The sequence below is a fragment of the Paucibacter soli genome (genome assembly GCF_037482845.1).
Taxonomy (GTDB): Bacteria; Pseudomonadota; Gammaproteobacteria; order Burkholderiales; family Burkholderiaceae_C; genus Paucibacter_B; species Paucibacter_B soli.
The window spans coordinates 352373-369748 of the sequence record NZ_JBBHJW010000004.1 but is presented as its reverse complement, the minus strand read 5'-3'; the positions used below and the strand labels follow the sequence as shown (position 1 = coordinate 369748).

Below are 17376 nucleotides of genomic sequence, written 5' to 3'. Positions count from 1 at the left end.
CTCAGTGCCCTCCTTGCAACATCAGGTTCGGGAAGGGGTTGAAGTAGTCCGCCGCCTTAGTGATCACACCGTCCAGGCCCTTGCCGCCGGTGGGCGTGCGCGAGATCTCGGCAAAAGTGCCCTTGCTGATCGCCGCGGGCAGGCCGATCTGCTCGATCTCGGCCAGTATGCCCTCGGTCTCGGCCAGCACCTCCTGGGCACGGCGCTCAATCATGCCGCCGCGCTTGAACTCGATCTCGGAGTTCAGGTCCTTCATGGTGCCGAACACATACTTGGCGTTCTGGATGGCGAGGAAGCGATCCTGGATGAAGGGCGTGTGGATGGCCTCGGTCATCATGCCCAGCAGGTGGATGTTCTGGTTGGTCAGGGTGCTGACCATATTGAACAGCCCGTCCTGGATATGACCCTTGAAGATATTGCCGGTCATGTGCTTGGTGGGCGGCATGTACTTCAGGCAGGCCTCGGGGAAGACCTGACGCACCAGTTGCGCGTGCGCCAGCTCCCACAGAAAGCCGTTCTCCAGCTCGGGGTTGATCTCGAAGGCATGGCCCAGGCCCATCTGCTCGGGCTGCAGGCCGCTGAGGTAGGCGAACTGCTCGTTGATCAGCTGCGAGGCCAGCACCGTGTGGGCCGCCTCATAGGCGTCGGCGGTGGTGAGGTAGTTGTCCTCGCCGGTGTTGATGATGATGCCGGCGTAGGCGTTCACCATGCGCGAGAAGAACTGGTCGATGAAGGTCCGCTTCATATTGATGTCGCGGAAGATGATGCCGTACATCGAATCGTTGAGCATCATGTCCAGCCGCTCCATCGCGCCCATGGCGGCGATCTCGGGCATGCACAGGCCGGAGCAGTAGTTGGTGAGGCGGATGTAGCGGCCGATCTTCTTGCCCACCTCGTCGAGCGCCTTGCGCATCAGGCGGAAGTTCTCCTGCGTTGCGTAGGTGCCGCCAAAGCCCTCGGTGGTGGCGCCATAGGGCACATAGTCCAGGAGGCTCTGGCCGGTGGAGCGTATCACCGCGATGATGTCGGCGCCCTGCTCGGCCGCGGCGCAGGCCTGCGTCACGTCCTCGTAGATATTGCCGGTGGCCACGATCAGGTAGAGCCAGGGCGTCTTGGCCTCGCCCACGGTCTTGATTTCCTCGGCGCGGTAGGCGCGGTGCGCGGCGATGTGCTCGCACATGGTCTTGGCATGCGCCTCGGCGCTGCGGCGCGCGGCCTCGCCGTCCTTGGGCAGGGCGAGTGTGAGCTTGCCGGCCACCACGGCCTCGGCCACCTCTTGGGCGCTCAGGCCCTGCTCCTGCATGGCACCGGCCACGATCCAGGCCGCGCCATGCTGCAGCAGCTGCTGCTCCTGCAGGTGGCTCACCAGGCGATTCGGCAGCGGCACATAGTTCTCGTCCACGCCGTCCACGCCCAAGAGGCGCAGGGTGGCGCGCTCCACCGTGGTGGTGGTGAACTGGTTCATCTCGTCGTAGACGCTGCGGGCGATGCGCCGTGCCGACTCGCGGGCACGGGCGATCTGGCCCTGGTCAAGTTGCAGTTGCGTCATCGGTGACTCCTGTCTTTCTTTGCTTGTCTTGTTCCTCCAGCATCACATCGGTGACGTCGTAGCCGGGGAATGAATGGAGTGCCGCGGCCAGGAATTCCTCGCTGCCGAAGCTGCCGCCCAGCGGCGAAAAGGGGTTCAGCGTCAGGCCCAGGATGCGGATGCTGCGGTAGCCGTAGAGCGCCCCGCCCTGTTTGCGCAAGGCCTCGACCTCGAGGTGGTCGACGAAGAGCTTGGTGCCGTCGGCCACCACCAGTTCCAGCCCGGGCTTGGCGGCCGCCAGGCTGGCCACCGCCCGCCAGAGCGAGCGGCCCACCGCACCGCTGACCGCGATGCTGGCGATGTCCTGCTCGGCATGCTGCATCAGCACGCCGGCCGCGTTGAGGCTGGCGATCTCGGCGCGGAACAGCTCGCGCCCGGCGCGATCCCAGATGCCCACGCCGCCATCGGCGAACACCGACTGCACGCGCGCGCCCAGCTCGGCCGGCACGCGCGGTATGCCCAGGATGGCCAGGCGGTCGCGCGTCTTGCGGATCACGTCCTGGATGCCGCCGCCGATGGCCGCGCCGGTGGCCAGGATCACACCGTCGGCAATCGCCGGCGAGGCATGGTGGCTGCGCCCCAGCGCGCCGTCCAGCACCACCAGGGCGCAGCCGCATTGCTTGAGGCGCTGTATCACCTTGAGCTGGTCGCTGCTGCGCGAGGCGCCGGCAATCTCCATCTCGCCGTATTCCAGCGCCTTGACGATCAGGATCTCGCCCATCGGCGAATCGATGCCGGTGCCGCCCAGCAGCTTCCAGCGCAACTTGGCACGCGCCAGCGTGTCGCGCGCGGTGGCCACCAGGCTGCCGGGCCAGATCAGCACCGGCGGCTTGGGGATCAGAAAGACCTGGTCGCGGTCCTCGCCGTCACGCCCGATCGAGGTGACGCCCAGGGTCAGGTCTTGCGCCGCGGCCTGCGCCAGCACATGGTTGAGCGCCACCGTCTTGCCGGTGTTCTTGGCCATGCCCATCACCGCCAGCGTGCCTATGCCGCTGGCCTGGATGCGCTGCCAGAGTTGCGATGCCTTCATGGCCTCGCCCCCTTCAGACGTAAAGCTCTTCGAACAGCTGGCGCAGCTTGGGGCTCTCGCGCAGTAGCTCCAGGGCCACCTTGTCGTGGTGCCTGGCGTAGCCATTGCCCACGATCATCTCGATGTCCTTGCCCACGCCCTCGGCGCCCAGGGCCGCGGCGGTGAAGCTGGTGGCCATGGAGAAGAAGTAGATCTTGCCGCCATCGCGCGTGGCCAGGATGCTGCCCATCTCGGTGTTGGGGATGTTGACGCAGTTGATCACCACATCGGCCATGCGGCCACCCGTGACCTCGGCCACCGCATGCATCAGCGCCACCGCGTCGGTGGCATCGACCTGCAGCGCATGATCCACCCAGCCCAGCGCGCGCATGCGCTCGCAGTCCTTGGCGAAGGGCGAGACGCCGATCACGCAACCGGCGGGGCCCACGCGCTTGCGGGCCTCGTACACGCACAGCGTGCCCGACTTGCCGCCGCCGCCTATCACCACCACCGTCTGGCCCGACTGCACCAGGCGCGCGGTCTGCGCCGGGGCGCCGGCCACGTCGAGAATGGCCAGCGCCATCTTCTCGGGAATGTCGGCCGGCAGCTTGGCGTAGAGGCCGGTTTCGAACAGCACTGCACGACCCTCGATCTCGATCTGGTCCTTGTCGAGGTGGATGCGCTTGATCGCGTCGATGCGCAGCGGCGTGAGCGAGAGCGACACCAGGGTGGCGATCTTGTCGCCCACCTGCAGGTCGGTCTTGCCGGCCAGCTTGGGGCCGATCTGGGCTACCGTGCCGATCAGCATGCCGCCCGAGCCGGTCACCGGGTTGTGGTGCTTGCCGCGCTGCTCGACGATGCCGCGCACGATGCGCTCCACCTGCGCCAAGTCACCCTGGGCTTCCTTCTTGATCTGGGTGAAGCTGGCCGCGTCGATGTTCAGGCACGACACGTCGATCAGGATCTCGTTGTCGTAGATCTCCATGTCATTGGAGATCTTCCATGCGCCTTGCGGCAGCACGCCCTGGGGCTCGATGACGCGGTGGATGCCGTAGGGGGAACCTTGTTTCATGGGCATGTGCTCGGGAACGGTTGAGGCTCAGTTGCTGCGGCTGGGCAGGCTGTAGTTCTGGCCCAGGCCAGGCATCTCCACCGTCTTGCCGGCGTAGTTGCGGCACTTCACCGTGGTACCCGAACCGTCGGGCAGCTCTTCCTCGCGCACATAGCTGGGGATGATGGGCAGCTTGCCCAGGCCGCCCAGGCCGTCGACGATGAAGGTCGGCACGGCCGGGCCGCTGATCCAGCCGCGCAGGCCTTCATACAGCTCGATCATGCGCTGGTGCGGCACGATGAAGTGGTGCGCCCCCTCGACCATATCGGTGGAGTACACATAGTAGGGGCGCACGCCCATCTCGATGGTCTGCATGAAGAGCTCACGCAGCACCTGCACATCGTCGTTCACGCCCTTCAGGCACACCGTCTGCAGGCCCATCATGATGCCGGCCTTCTGGATCAGCTTGACGCGCTCGCGCAGCAGCGGGGTGATTTCCTTGGGGTGGTTGATGTGGATATTGATCATCTGCACGCGATGCTTCTCCAGCACGGCGCAGAGCTCGGGCGTGATGCGGGTGGGCAGCTGCACCACCATGCGCGAGCCCATGCGCAGGAAGCGCACATGCGGGGCGCGGCGGCGCAGCTCGCCCAGGATGTAGTCCAGGCGCTCATCGGTGAAGGTCAGCGGATCGCCGCCGGACAGCAGCACGTCCTCGATGTCCTTGTTGCCGGCGATGTAGTCGATCGAGGCCTCGATCTCGTCCTTGTGCACCGAGCCGGCCGGCTGCGAGACCATGCGCTTGCGGGTGCAGAAGCGGCACAGCGTGGCGCAGGTGTTGGACACCAGGAAGAGCACGCGGCGCGGATAGCGGTGCACGATGGAGGTGCCGGGGATGGTGTCGCCCTCCTCGCCCAGCTGGTCCAGCATGGTGGCGAAGCCGGGCTTGGTCTGCTCATGGTGGCTGGGCAGGTATTGCAGGCGGATCGGGCAGTTCGGATCGTCGCGGTCCATCAGCTGGGCCATATAAGGCGTCAGCGCCACGGCGAACTTGCTGTAGACGGTCTCGTCCACGTTCTCCACGCCGTTCAACACGCCGTTGAGTTCGGCATGGTGGGTGTAGCGGCGCGAGAACTGCTTCTGCCAGGATTCCGAGCGCGGATCGTAGGCGTCCAGCTCGGCGCGCGTCAGCAATTTGCCACTGCTCTGGGCATTGGACGGGGCGGTGGTCTGGATCTCGATAACGTTCTGCAGCATCTTGCATCTCCTGATGGGCTTCTTGTATAGACAAGAGGGATGCAAAATTTTAAAAATCAGTTCTGCCGGCTCAAACAGGCAATCTGCCGTAACGGCGCGACAAACTTCAGTCACAATGCATGATTCAAAGGCAATTTGATGTTTTGTCCTGGAAAACCCTATGCTTGAGCTGGACCATGTCGACCAGCAGCTGCTGGAATTGCTGCGCGTCAATGCCCGCCTGCCGGTGGTCAAGCTGGCCAAGGCGCTGGGCTGCGCACGCAGCACGGTGCAACTGCGCATGAAGGCGCTGGAGGATGGCGGGCATATCACCGGCTACACCATCAGCGTGGCCAGCGGCAAGGCCAGCCCGCGCATCCGCGCCATGGTGCTGATCTCGGCGGATTCCAAGCTGGAGCTGGACGTCACCAAGGAACTCACCAAGCGCCACGAGATCCGCAAGCTCTACAACGTCAGCGGGCGCTTCGACCATTGCGCCATGGTGACGGCCGACTCCACCGAGGAGCTGGATGCGCTGCTGGACCGTATTCGCGGCATCCGCGGCGTGGTGGACACCGTCTCGACCATCCTGCTGAGCTGTAAGCTCGATCGGCCCGAGTAGGCAGCGCGCCGGCCTCGGCGCTGGGTCAGGCGGATGTGATGTAGCGCACGCTATCGGGCAGCGCGTGCGCCGGTGGCCCGCCTCCCCCCCCCAAGCTCGTCAAGCTGCCCGTTGACGCATGGCTTGGCCCTGCTTAGTCTGGGGTCAGCATGAAAACAAAGGAATTGCCATGAAGAGAAAGCCCGCGCTGCGCTACGCCGCCACTGCGATGCTGGCCCTGCTCTGCGCCGCCGCTCAGGCCAATACCTTCAGCGTGCAATGGCAGGATCTGGCCGGCGACGGCGGGCCGGTGGGCGATGTGATCGCGGTGCACCTGGTGTTCAGCGACAGCGGCGCCTGGACCGCCACCTGGCAGGCCGACGCCCTGCACCCCTTCAGCGGCCATGCCCGCTTCAACCTGAATCTGTTCAATACCGCGCTGGGCGACCTGGCCAGCGCCCATGCGCCCCAGCTCTCGCTGGACGGCTTCCAGGACTTCGGTGCCGGCAGCAGCGCCGAGTTCAGCTACAGCGGCCAGGCGGCCTATCTGGCCAACTGGCATGCCGGCGACAGCATCAGCACCGGCAATGGCAGCAACTTCATCTCCGGCGCGGTGAGCCAGCAAAGCCCCTTCGGCCGCGACAACCTGCTCACGCAGGGCCGCGTGGCCAGCCATGTGCCCGAGCCCAGCAGCGTGCTGCTGACCTCGATGGCGCTGGCCCTGGCGGGCCTGACCGGCACCAGCCTCAGCCTGTGGCGGCGCCGGCCCAAGCAGCAGCAAGCCTGAGCGTCCCGGGCGCCGGGCTAGACTGGGGCATCCGTCCTGAACCGCCCCCCGCGATGAACGCCACGCCCACCCCCGAATCCGATCTCGAGCTCGACGCCGTCGTCAGCGCCTTGCGCCAGGCCCGCCAGGACTGGCGCGCCAGCCAGCAGCGCCTCAACGAAGCCGGCGGCCGCGAGCTGCCCTCGGCCGAGGTGCTGGGCAGCATCGTCGACGGTCTGCGCGGTGCCTTGTTCCCGATGCGCCTGGGCCCGCCCGAACTGCGCCCGGACGGCGAGGACTTCTACGTCGGCCACACCCTGCATACCCAGTTGCAGGCGCTGCGCGGCCAGATCCTGCTGGAGCTGCGCCATGCGGCGCGCCAGCCCGGCAGCGGCGAGGCCAGCGAGCCCGCCGCGGCGGTGGCCGCCCATGCCGCGGCGCTGACGCGTGCCTTCGCCCACGGCCTGCCCACCATCCGCCGCCTGCTCGACAGCGATGTGCAGGCCGCCTTCGATGGCGACCCCGCGGCCCGCAGCGTCGACGAGGTGCTGATCTGCTATCCCGGCATCGCGGCGATGATCCACCACCGCATCGCGCACCAGCTCTACCGCCTGGGCGTGCCGCTGCTGGCGCGCATCGTGGCCGAGCTCTCGCATGCCCGCACCGGCATCGACATCCACCCCGGCGCCCAGATCGGCCCCGGCCTCTTCATCGACCACGGCACCGGCGTGGTGATCGGCGAGACGGCGGTGATCGGCCAGCGCGTGCGCATCTACCAGGCCGTGACCCTGGGCGCGCGCAGCTTCCCGGTCGATGCCGATGGCCATGTGCGCAAGGGCCAGCCGCGCCACCCCATCGTCGAGGACGAGGTGGTGATCTATGCCGGCGCCACCATCCTGGGCCGCATCACGCTGGGCCATGGCTCCACCATAGGCGGCAACGTCTGGGTCACGCGCAGCGTCCCCCCGGGCAGCAACGTCACCCAGGCCAGCTCGCTGCAGGTCTGCGAGGGCGGCAACACCTGACCCTCGGCGAGCCGCCGGGCCGCTGGCTACCAGCGGCAGCCCTTGTCGCGCGCCGCGTCCAGCAGCAGCGGCACCGCCGCCAGCACACCGGCACCGCTATAGGCCTCGCGGCAGTCCTTCTTGGCGGCGTTCTCCAGGCTCTCGCTGAGCTTGGACTTGCGCTCGGGCGGATGCGCCAGCAGCTCCAGCACGCCGCGCGAGCCCTGCCGGGAAATCTCGCCGCCGCGCGGGCGCCGCCATTCGAGGTCGAGCTTGGGCGCGCTGGCGGGCGTGGACGGCGCCGTCGCCACGTCCTGGCCCAGGCGCGCGCCGGCGTCCGGTGCGCCCACGCCCGCTCCCGCCATCGGCAGGCTGGGCGCTTCGAAGCGCGGCACGGCGCCGCTCGCGACGGCGCTGCTCTGCGGCCGCAGCGCCTCGGTCAGCGCGGCCGGGTCGGGCCGCGTCAGCTGGGGCGCGGCGTCCGGGTTGGTCTTGGTGACGCGGCTGGGCGTCTTCAGTTCGGGCGCCTCGAAGCTGGGCAGGCTCTCGGCCGAGCGCACCGGGCTGGCCGGCGGCAGCTCGGCCCCGGCGGGCTGCAGCCGGCTCAGCTGCGGCGCCAGTTCGGGCGTGGCCTTGGTCACCAGCGGCGCGGCCTCGGGCAGCTTGGGCGGCTCGAATCTGGGCAGGGCCTCGGCGGCCTGGCCGGGCGAGGCGGCCGGCACCAGCGCGCCGCGCGTGGCACGGGTCAAGGCCGGTGCGGGCACGGCGGTGCTCTTCAACACCGGCGCCGGTGCCTCGGGCGGCTCGGTGGCCACGCTGGGCAGCTCGGCCAGGCGGGCCTGCGGCAGGGGCGGCAGGCGCTCGGACCGCTCGCGCTGCAATTCGGCCGGCTGCGCCTGCCACATGCCCAGCTTGGCAGCCCCCGGCTGCTCGGGCGCCGCGGCCGCCTCGGCCTCGCTGCGCACCGCGCCGCCAAAGCGCTCGCGCCTGGCCTCGCCCACGGCGCCCACATTGGGCCGTGGCGCTGCCTGCGGGCTGCTGCCGGTTTCGCCCGGTGTGCCGCCCAGATCGAGCGACACATTCAAGCGCCCCCACACGCCTTCGCCCGGGCGGGCGCTGCCGCCGGGCGTGTTGCCCACCAGCAGCACCAGCCAGACATGCAGCAGCAGCGCCAGGGTCAGGCATTGCTGCAGCCGGGTGGGCCGGCGGTCGCCGGCGAACCAGGCCGCCGGTCTGGGGTGTGCGAGGCTGGACAAGTAGCGGTGCAGGAGGCTATCGGGCTGGGATTGGCGGCGCGCCGCCGCGCAGTTTAAGGGCCACCGCAGCGGCGGCAATGCCCTACCGCGAAGATGCATGTAAGCAAGCGACACCACACTATGGTGTACGGGCATTGATGTGCAACAAGCACACGCGCCGGATCAGGGAGTTTTTTATGTCGAGCCACGCACCGCTCAGCCCGCAGCTGCCCGCCATCCTGAGGGGCCAGCGCCGATGAGCCGCGGCCGCTACATCCTGCTGGCCACGCTCAGCTATGCCGCGCTGGCGCTGGCCTGGATACTGCTGTCCGACCAGTTGCTGCTCGAGCTGGTATCGGCCGAGCGCATGGTCTGGATATCCAGCATCAAAGGCATGTTCTTTGTGGCGGCCAGCGCCGCTTTCGTCTACCTGAGCCTGGTCGCCGTGCCGGCCTCGGCAGCGCCGCCGGGCGGGACTCTGCTGGACACATTGACCCAGAGCGTCAAGAGCTCGCCCATGCGGCCCTGGCTGCGCTACCTGTTTGCCAGCGTCATCACGCTGGCGATGCTGTGGCTGCAGCACAGCCTGCGCAGCGAAGTGCGACACCCAGGCCTGATCCTCTACATGCTGCCGGTGATACTGAGCGCGCTGATGGGTGGGCTGGGGCCCGGCCTGCTCGCCACCGCCCTGGCGGCCGTGGGCGCCGACCTGCTGGCGCCACTGCCCCTGCACAGTGCCCGTGCCAATCCCCACGACCGCCTGCAATGGGCGTTCTTGCTGCTCAACGGCGTGCTGGTGAGCCTCTTGAGCGCGGTGCTGCAGCGCTCGCTGGCCAAGCTGGCACTGAACGCCAGGTTGCTGGACACGGTGCTGGCCGGCAGCGCGGATGCCGTGTTCGTGAAGGACCTGCAGGGCCGCTATCTGATGGCCAATGCGGCGGCGGCCGGCTTTGTGGGCAAGCGCATGGACGAGTTGCTGGGCGCCGACGACCAGGCGCTGTTCGCCCCCGAGGCCGCCGCGCGGCTGCGCCAGGCGGATGCCGAGATCATGCGCGCCGGCACCATACACAGCCTGGAGGAGCAGCTGCACACACAGGACGGCCGTGCGCTCACCTTCGCCGTCACCAAGGGCCCGGTGCGCGATCGCGATGGCGCCGTGATCGGCCTGTTCGGTATCGCGCGCGACATCACCGAGCAGCACCGCCGCGAGGCCGATCTGCAGCAGGCGCTGGTGGTGTTCGAGGGCAGCCACGAGGGCATCATGGTGGTCAGCCCGGCCCTGCTGATCACCAAGGTCAATCCGGCATTCAGCCGCATCACCGGCTACAGCGCGCAGGAAGCGGTCGGGCAGACGCCCAAGCTGCTGGCCTCCGGGCGCCATGACGCGGCGTTCTACGCCGATCTCTGGACTCAGCTGCTGCGCCACGATGGCTGGCACGGCGAGATCTGGAACCGGCGCAAGAACGGCGAGGTCTATGCCGAGCTGCTGTCGATCTCGGTGGTGCGCAATGCCCATGGCCAGGTGCAGCATTACATCGGCGCTTTCTCCGACCTGAGCCGGCTCAAGGCCCATGAGGCCGAGCTGGACCGCGTGGCCCATTACGACGCGCTGACCGGCACGCCGAATCGCCGCCTGCTGGCCGATCGGCTGCGCCAGGCCATCCAGCATTGCACGCGCAGCGGCAAGTCCAGCGCCGTGTGCTTTCTCGACCTGGACGGCTTCAAGACCATCAACGACCAGTTCGGCCATGCCGTGGGCGACCAGCTGCTGATCAGCGTGGCGAGCCGGCTGCGCGCCGTGATGCGCGCCGACGACACCCTGGCACGCCTGGGCGGCGACGAGTTCGTATTGCTGCTCTCCGGCATCGCCGCGCCCGAGGAATGCACGCGCATCCTGGACCGCGTGCTGCAGGCGGTGGCAAGGCCGGTGCAGATCGGTCCGCACCGCATCCGCACCAGCGCCAGCATCGGCGTGAGCCTCTACCCGGCCGACAATGTCGACGCCGACACCTTGCTGCGCCATGCCGACCAGACCATGCTGCAGGCCAAGGAGTCCGGCAAGAACCGCTACCAGTTCTTCGACCCCGTCAGCGACCGCCGCGTGCAGCTCCATCGCGAGCACCTGGAGCGTCTGCGCACTGCGCTGCTGCAAGGGGAGTTCGCGCTCTACTACCAGCCCAAGGTCGACCTGCAGACCGGCGAGGTGATCGGCGTCGAGGCCCTGATACGCTGGTTGCCGCCGGGCGCGGCCATGGTCTCGCCGGCCGAGTTCCTGCCGCATATCCATGGCAGCGATCTGGAGGGCGCGCTGGGTGCCTGGGTGCTGCGCGCCGCGGTGGCCCAGGCGGCGGCCTGGCAGCAGGCCGGCGAGGCGGTCAAGGTCAGCGCCAACATCAGCGCCAAACACCTGCTGCAGCCCGATTTCTTCGAGCATCTGCGCAGTGCGCTGGCCGCGCATCCGCAACTGCCGCCCTCGCAACTTGAGCTGGAGGTGCTGGAAACCGCCGAGATCGGCGACATGGAACAGGCCGTCGCCATCCTGCGGCGCTGCCGCGAACTGGGCGTGCATTTCGCGCTGGACGATTTCGGTACCGGCTATTCATCGCTGACCTATCTGCGCAAGCTGCCGGTCGACACGCTCAAGATCGACCAGAGCTTTGTGCGCGACATGCTCAGCGACCCCGACGACCTGGGCATCGTGGAGGGCGTGATCCGCCTGGCCGCGGTATTCCAGCGCAAGGTCATCGCCGAAGGCGTCGAGACCCTCGAGCATGGCGCGCTGCTGCGTCGGCTGGGCTGCCGCCTGGCCCAGGGCTATGGCATCGCACGGCCGATGCCGCCCGCGGACTTTCCGGCCTGGCGCCGCCAGTGGCAGGAGCGCGCCATCTGGCAAACCCTGTCGGCGGCCTGAGCGGGGCAACGTCGATGCTAAGCTGGCCAGCAACCCCGTCTTGCCACTGAGGACCCGCCATGCCCGCCTTGCTGCCCGATATCGACCCCGACGGCCTGCTCGAATACTCGGTCGTCTTCACCGACCGCGCGCTCAACCATATGTCGCAGAAATTCCAGGGCGTGATGCGCGACATCTCGGCGGTGCTGAAGGAGGTCTACCGGGCCCGCGCGGCCATCGTGGTGCCGGGCAGCGGCAGCTTCGGCATGGAAGCGGTGGCGCGCCAGTTCGCGCATGGCAAGAAGACCCTGGTGCTGCGCAATGGCTGGTTCAGCTACCGCTGGACGCAGATCTTCGAGGCCGGCCAGATCCCGGCCGAGCAGCAGGTGCTGAAGGCGCGCCGCGCCGCGCCGGGCGCGCAGGCGCCGTTCGCGCCAGCACCGATCGAGGAGGTGGTGGCCAGCATCCAGGCCCAGCGGCCGGACTTGGTGTTCGCCCCGCATGTGGAGACCGCGGCCGGCATGCTCTTGCCCGACGACTATCTGCGCGCGGTGGCCGACGCGGCTCACGCGGTGGGCGCGCTGTTCGTACTGGACTGCATCGCCTCGGGCGCTCTCTGGGTCGACATGCAGGCCACAGGCGTCGACCTGCTGATCAGCGCGCCGCAAAAGGGCTGGAGCGGCTCGCCCTGCTGCGCCTTCGTGATGCTGAGCGAACGTGCCCATGCCGCGATCGCCGCCAGCAGCAGCTCGAGCTTCGCGATGGACCTGAAGAAATGGCTGCAGATCATGCAGGCCTATGAGGGCGGCGGCCATGCCTACCACGCCACCATGCCCACCGATGCGCTGACCGCCACGCGCGCCGTGATGCTGGAGACGCGTGCCTACGGCTTCGAGCGCCTGCGCCAGGAGCAGCTGGCGCTGGGCCGCCAGGTGCGCGAGTTGCTCGAATCGCGCGGTTTCCCCAGCGTCGCCGCGCCGGGCTTCCAGGCTCCCGGCGTGGTGGTGAGCTACACCACGCTGGACGGCCTGCACAACGGCCGTGCCTTCCTGGCCGAGGGCATCCAGAGCGCCGCCGGCGTGCCGCTGCAATGCGACGAGGGCCCCGACTTCAAGAGCTTCCGCATCGGCCTGTTCGGCCTCGACAAGCTGCACGCGCCCGAGCGCAGCGTGGCGACGCTGGCACAGGCGCTGGACCGCATCCTCGGGGCCGCCGAGCAGAAGGCGGCCTGATGTCGCATCACTACTACACCGCCCTGGTCGAATGGCAGCGCGCCGACGAGGCGCGCTTCAGCGACAAGCGCTATTCGCGCGCGCATCGCTGGAGCTTCGACGGCGGCGCCGTGGTGCCCGCCTCCAGCTCGCCCCAGGTGGTGCGCCTGCCCTTCTCAGACCCCAGCGCCGTCGACCCCGAGGAAGCCTATGTGGCCGCGCTCTCCAGCTGCCATATGCTGTGGTTCCTCAGCCTGGCGGCGCGCGACGGCTATGTGGTGGACAGCTACCGCGACGCCGCCGAGGGCCTGATGGCGCACAACGCCGCCGGCCAGGAAGTCATGACCGAGCTGACGCTCAAGCCCGCCATCGCCTTCAGCGGCGCCAAGCTGCCCAGCGATGCCGAGTTGCAGCGCCTGCACCACGAGGCGCATGAGAGCTGCTACCTCGCCAATTCCGTGCGCACCGAGATCAGGGTGGCGGGGAGCTGGAGCCACCGCCCCTGAGCAGCAACAGCGCCGCGCTGGCCAGCAGGCCCAGGCCGGCCGAGAGCCACAGCGCGGCCGCGCCCCAGGCGTCCAGGCACAGGCCGAACAGCCAGGGCGCGAGCGCCTGCGCCACGCGCGCCGGCGCCATCAGCAGGCCCTGCCGCCGGCCATAGCCCTGCGACCCGAACAGCGCCAGCGGCAAGCTGCCCTTGACGATGGTGAGGATGCCGTTGCCGCCACCATGCAGCAGACCGAACAGTGGCGCCAGCGGCGCACCGAAGAGGGCCAGCGCGATCGCGCCAAGCGGATGCAGGACGGCCGCCAGCCGCGCCACCCATAGCGGATGGAGGCGGCGCAGCAGACCATATTCCAGCAGCCTTGCGCCCACCTGGGCCGGGCCGATCAGCGCGCCCACCGCCACCGCCGCGGCCAGGGTGCTGCCGCTGGCCTGCAACAAGCGCGGCAGGTGCGCGGCCATGGCGGTGCTGATGAAACCGACGATGGCAAACACCAGGGCCAGCAGGGCCGCGCTGCGCAGGCCGGCAACTGCCGGCGCGGCAGCGCTAGCGCCCTGCGCCCGCGCGCCCTGTTCGGTCGCCAGCGACGCCGCCGCGGGCAGCCAGGCATTCAGGGGCAGGCCGATGAGCAGATGCAGGGCCGCCCAACCAAAGCAGGCACCGCGCCAGCCCCACAGCTGCTCCATCAGCGTGCTGAGCGGCCAGCCCAGGGTGCTGGCAAAGCCGGCGATCAGGGTGATGCCGGTGATGGCCTTGCGCGCCCCCTGGCCATACAGACGCACCAAGGACGCAAAGGCCGCCTCGTACAGCCCGCCGCCCATTGCCAGCCCGAGCAGCAACCAGGCCGCGAGCAGGCTGGCGGGCCCCTGCGCCATCCCCAGCGCCGCCAGACCCAGGGCGAACACAGCGCTGCTGGCCATCAGCACCGGCCGGCCGCCGTGGCGGTCGATGGCACGGCCGGCCCAGGGGCCCAGCAGGGCCGATACCACCAGCGCCAGCGAGAAGGCCGCGAACACCGTCGCCGGCGTGACGCCCAGCGCGCGCGACATCGGCGTGGCCAGCATCGCTGGCAGGTAGTAGGACGAGGCCCAGGCCAGGGTCTGGGCCGCGCCCAGGCTCAGCACCGTGGCGCTGCGGGCCGCCGCTGACGGCTCAGCCACAGCAGCTGGCCGTGGTGGCCTTGGGCGCAACCCCGCAGCAGGACGCCGGCGCTGCTGCTGCCGATGACGGCGCCTCGCCCGCGCTGCAGACGCCGGTTTCCGGCAGCTCCAGCTCCACCCGGTCGGCGGCCACCAAATCCCCCGCCAGCGCCGCCACCACCGAACGCGCCTGCTCGAAGCCGGTGGCCATCAGAAAGGTGGGCGCGCGGCCATAGCTCTTCACGCCCAGGGTGTAGAGGCCGGGCTCGGGATGGGCCAGCTCGCGGTGCCCATGCGGGCGCACCGTGCCGCAGCTGTGCAGGTTCGGGTCGATCAGCGGCCCCAGGGCCTCGGTCGACTCCAGCCAGGGATCCAGCCTCACGCGCAACTCGCTGGCCAGGCTCAGGTCGGGGCGCTGCCCGGTGGCGCAGATGATCTCGTCGAAGCCATCCAGCCGCAGCGCCCCGCCCTGCGCCTGGCTGCCCAGCACGCTCAGCTTGCCATCCACCGCTTGCAGCGCCGCGATGCGCAGCCCGCCGATGAACTCCATGGCGCCGCTGGCCTGCAGCGCCTGCAGCGCCGTGCCCAGCTGGCCGCGTGCCGGCAGCGCATCGGCCGCACCGCCGCCGAACACCCGTTCCAGCGCGGGCGAGCGTACGCCCCAGGCCAGGCGCGTGCCCGGCACCTGCTGCGCCAGCTCGGCCAGTGCCAGCAAGGCATTGGCGGCCGAGTGCCCGGCCCCTACCACCAGGGTGCGCTTGCCGGCATAACGCTCGCGCTGCGCGCCCAGCACATCGGGAATACCGTAATGGATCTGCGCCGCCGCCGCGGCCTCGCCCAGCGCCGGCAGGCCGCCGGCGCCCAGCGGGTTGGGCTGACCCCAAGTGCCCGTGGCATCGAGCACCGCGCGGGCGCGGAACTCCAGCGTCCGGCCGCCCTGCTCGGCGCGGATCACAAAAGGCGCGCGCTCGCGGCCGGCGCTCTTGACCTTGTCGAAACCCTCGCGACTGATCGCCGTCGCGCGGGTGTTGAGGTGCAGGCCGCGCGCCACCTCGGGCAGGGCGGCAAAGGGCTTGAGCACGCGCTCCACCACCTCGCCGGCCAGCGGCAGGGCCTCGGCCTCGAGCGCCTGCCAGCCGCTGGCGGCCAGCTGAGCCGCCATCTGGGCGTCGATGTTGTAGCGCCAGGGCGAGAACAGGCGCACATGGCCGTAGTCCAGCAGATGCGCGCCCACACTCGCTGCGGCCTCCAGCGCCACAAAGGGCAGGCCGCGCGCGATCAGCTGCGCCACCGCGGCCAGCCCCACCGGGCCGGCTCCCAGCACCGCCACCGGCAGCGCTGCATTCGTTTGGGTCGTCAGGGACATGATGTCGATTCCTTCCTGGCCTTGGGCGGCAGGCAGCAATTGGCTGCGGTATCCGCCTGCAGGGCCTTCAAGAGCAATAGCAATGAACTCTCCACCGCCGCCCGCTCGCGCTCGTCCAGCGCGCTCAGCAGGTCCTGGGCATGGGTGTCGAGGGTTTTGTTCAGTTCACGCGTGGTGCGTTCGCCGTCGGCGGTGAGCGTGACGAGCCAGCTCCTTGCGTCGCTCGGGTTCGGCACCTTGCTCACCAAGCCACGCGCTGCCATGCCCTCCACCGCACGCGACACCCAGCTCTTCTCCAGGCTCAGGCGGGTGCCGAGTTCCGAGAGCGGCAGCGGGCCGGAACGCGCCAGCTCGGTGAGCAGATGGCACTGGGTGCTGGTGGTACGGCACCAATCCGCCACGACGCGCTGGGCGCGCGTGTACAGGCGCGCCACTTCGCGCAACAGGCTGCCGGATGCGGCATTCTTGGGGCTCATATGGTTGTCTACAGCAACTATGTGGGCGCACGATAGGCCTCGTCTTATAGGTTGTCAATAGCAACTACTTCACTCAAAGAAACGGGGCCAGGCCCCGTTGCAACAAGAGCGCCTCAGGCCCGCTGTGCCCCCAGCAGGCGATGCAGCCCCATGGCGAGCGCGGCACCTGCCAGTTGCGCCAGCACGAAGCCCGGCGCGCTGGCCGGGGCGATGCCGGCAAAGCTGTCGCTGAACAGGCGGCCGAACACCGCGGCCGGGTTGGCGAATGAGGTGGAGGCGGTAAACCAATAGGCCGCGCCGATATAGCAGGCCACCATCGCCGCCACGCGCTCGGCCGGCGCGCGCAGGATCACCAGCAGGAGGCCGCAAGTGGCCACGCCCTCGGCGATCCACTGGCCCTGGCCGCCGCGCAGCTTGGCGGAGAACTGCCAGATCGGCAGCTCGAACATCGCATGTGCAAGCAAGGCACCCAGCAGCGCGCCCAAGAGCTGGGCCGCGACATAGGGCAGCAGCAGGCCGCGCGGCAGCGCACCGCGCAAGGCCATCACCAGCGACACCGCCGGATTGAAATGCGCGCCGCTCAAGGGGCCGAAAACCTCGATCAGCACATAGAGCCCGCCCACCGTGGCCAGGGTGTTGGCCAGCAGCGCGATCGCCACATTGCCGCCCGCCAGGCGCTCGGCCATGATGCCCGAGCCGATCACCACCGCCAGCAACAGGGCCGTGCCCAGGGTTTCGGCCAGCAGCTTTCGAGAAACTGGAATCGTCGTCGTCATGCTCAGCTCTTCGCGATCTGTTCGAGTGCGGCGCGCAGCTCGGCCGGGCTCAGGCGCTCCAGCGGCAAGGCCAGCAGTTGCAGCATGCGGTAGCCGATCGCTTGGCGCGTCAGCTCGAAGGCGCGCCGCTTGCCCTCCTCGCCGCCCTCGGCATGCGAGGGGTCGGGGTAGCCCCAGTGCACCTTGACCGGCTGACCTCCATCCCGATTCGCGCCAAAGAACACCGGGCATTGCTCGGCCGCGGCGCTGTCGCACACCGTGATGACGATGCTGAGTGGCGGCGCCTCGGGGCCGCTGAACTTGTCCCAGCTCTTGCTGCGATAGCCGCTCACGTCCACGCCGGCATGCGTGAGCGCCTCCAGCGCAAAGGGGTTGAGGCGGCCGCTGGGCGCGCTGCCGGCGCTGTGCGCACGCACATCCTTGCCGGCCTTGGCGGCCAGATGGTTGAGCATGCCCTCGGCGAGCACGCTGCGCGCGGAGTTGTGGGTACAGAGGATGAGGACGTGGGTGCTCATGGGCTTTG

Annotated in this window: 16 protein-coding genes; 6 read left to right on the top strand and 10 right to left on the bottom strand. The window is 69.1% G+C overall.

The annotated features are described in order from the left end of the window. Position 1 precedes the first annotated feature (1 nt). Genes kamD through WG898_RS11515 form a run of 4 tightly spaced genes read right to left on the bottom strand, consistent with a single transcriptional unit; the run spans position 2 to position 4905 of the window. On the bottom strand, positions 2 to 1549 hold the full coding sequence (gene kamD, locus WG898_RS11530; protein ID WP_339602936.1) for a lysine 5,6-aminomutase subunit alpha: 1548 nt from the start codon (positions 1547 to 1549) through the stop codon (positions 2 to 4). After that, complete coding sequence (kamB, locus tag WG898_RS11525) at positions 1530 to 2618, bottom strand: lysine 5,6-aminomutase reactivase subunit KamB (protein WP_339602935.1); 1089 nt, start codon at positions 2616 to 2618, stop codon at positions 1530 to 1532. Before kamB ends, kamD begins: the two co-directional genes overlap by 20 nt. Positions 2619 to 2631: 13 nt before the next feature. Continuing rightward, the gene (kdd, locus tag WG898_RS11520; protein ID WP_339602934.1) at positions 2632 to 3669 is read right to left on the bottom strand and encodes an L-erythro-3,5-diaminohexanoate dehydrogenase; all 1038 of its coding nucleotides are present in this window, start codon (positions 3667 to 3669) and stop codon (positions 2632 to 2634) included. Positions 3670 to 3696: 27 nt separating this feature from the next. Beyond that, positions 3697 to 4905, bottom strand: a complete 1209-nt coding sequence (locus tag WG898_RS11515; RefSeq protein WP_339602933.1) for a KamA family radical SAM protein — start codon at positions 4903 to 4905, stop codon at positions 3697 to 3699. A 160-nt stretch (positions 4906 to 5065) separates the two neighbouring features. Between WG898_RS11515 and WG898_RS11510 the strand changes: the two genes are divergently transcribed. From WG898_RS11510 to epsC, 3 genes are all read left to right on the top strand, one after another. Further along, positions 5066 to 5506: an Lrp/AsnC family transcriptional regulator gene (locus tag WG898_RS11510; RefSeq protein WP_339602932.1), complete on the top strand. Its 441-nt coding sequence runs from the start codon at positions 5066 to 5068 to the stop codon at positions 5504 to 5506. Between the two features lie 169 nt (positions 5507 to 5675). Then, on the top strand, positions 5676 to 6272 hold the full coding sequence (locus WG898_RS11505; protein ID WP_339602931.1) for a PEP-CTERM sorting domain-containing protein: 597 nt from the start codon (positions 5676 to 5678) through the stop codon (positions 6270 to 6272). A gap of 53 nt (positions 6273 to 6325) precedes the next feature. Next, the gene (gene epsC, locus WG898_RS11500) at positions 6326 to 7276 is read left to right on the top strand and encodes a serine O-acetyltransferase EpsC (RefSeq protein ID WP_339602930.1); all 951 of its coding nucleotides are present in this window, start codon (positions 6326 to 6328) and stop codon (positions 7274 to 7276) included. Between the two features lie 26 nt (positions 7277 to 7302). Here epsC and WG898_RS11495 read toward each other — a convergent pair whose 3' ends face one another. Beyond that, positions 7303 to 8511, bottom strand: coding sequence for a hypothetical protein (locus WG898_RS11495; RefSeq protein WP_339602929.1), 1209 nt, complete (start codon positions 8509 to 8511; stop codon positions 7303 to 7305). A gap of 235 nt (positions 8512 to 8746) precedes the next feature. Between WG898_RS11495 and WG898_RS11490 the strand changes: the two genes are divergently transcribed. From WG898_RS11490 to WG898_RS11480, 3 genes are read left to right on the top strand one after another with little or no spacing between them, the layout of a single operon-like run. Next, complete coding sequence (locus tag WG898_RS11490; protein WP_339602928.1) at positions 8747 to 11401, top strand: EAL domain-containing protein; 2655 nt, start codon at positions 8747 to 8749, stop codon at positions 11399 to 11401. Positions 11402 to 11460: 59 nt separating this feature from the next. Beyond that, positions 11461 to 12612: an aminotransferase class V-fold PLP-dependent enzyme gene (locus WG898_RS11485; RefSeq protein WP_339602927.1), complete on the top strand. Its 1152-nt coding sequence runs from the start codon at positions 11461 to 11463 to the stop codon at positions 12610 to 12612. Beyond that, complete coding sequence (locus WG898_RS11480; protein ID WP_339602926.1) at positions 12612 to 13097, top strand: OsmC family protein; 486 nt, start codon at positions 12612 to 12614, stop codon at positions 13095 to 13097. The genes WG898_RS11485 and WG898_RS11480 overlap by 1 nt, the downstream gene beginning before the upstream one ends. On the opposite strand, the gene WG898_RS11475 is transcribed toward WG898_RS11480, so the two are convergent. The 5 genes from WG898_RS11475 to WG898_RS11455 form a co-directional block, all read right to left on the bottom strand. After that, positions 13063 to 14256, bottom strand: coding sequence for an MFS transporter (locus WG898_RS11475; RefSeq protein WP_339602925.1), 1194 nt, complete (start codon positions 14254 to 14256; stop codon positions 13063 to 13065). The two genes, WG898_RS11480 and WG898_RS11475, sit on opposite strands and share 35 nt — an antisense overlap. Then, complete coding sequence (locus WG898_RS11470) at positions 14249 to 15601, bottom strand: NAD(P)-binding domain-containing protein (RefSeq protein ID WP_339602924.1); 1353 nt, start codon at positions 15599 to 15601, stop codon at positions 14249 to 14251. Before WG898_RS11470 ends, WG898_RS11475 begins: the two co-directional genes overlap by 8 nt. Continuing rightward, positions 15592 to 16077, bottom strand: a complete 486-nt coding sequence (locus tag WG898_RS11465; protein WP_339602923.1) for a MarR family winged helix-turn-helix transcriptional regulator — start codon at positions 16075 to 16077, stop codon at positions 15592 to 15594. Before WG898_RS11465 ends, WG898_RS11470 begins: the two co-directional genes overlap by 10 nt. A 113-nt stretch (positions 16078 to 16190) precedes the next feature. Continuing rightward, entirely contained in the window at positions 16191 to 16853 is a 663-nt protein-coding gene (locus WG898_RS11460) for an aquaporin (RefSeq protein ID WP_339602922.1), read from the bottom strand. A 2-nt stretch (positions 16854 to 16855) separates the two neighbouring features. Then, positions 16856 to 17368 carry an arsenate reductase ArsC gene (locus WG898_RS11455; RefSeq protein WP_339602921.1) on the bottom strand — a complete coding sequence of 171 codons (513 nt, stop codon included), beginning with the start codon at positions 17366 to 17368 and terminating at the stop codon, positions 16856 to 16858. Between the last annotated feature and the right edge of the window lie 8 nt (positions 17369 to 17376).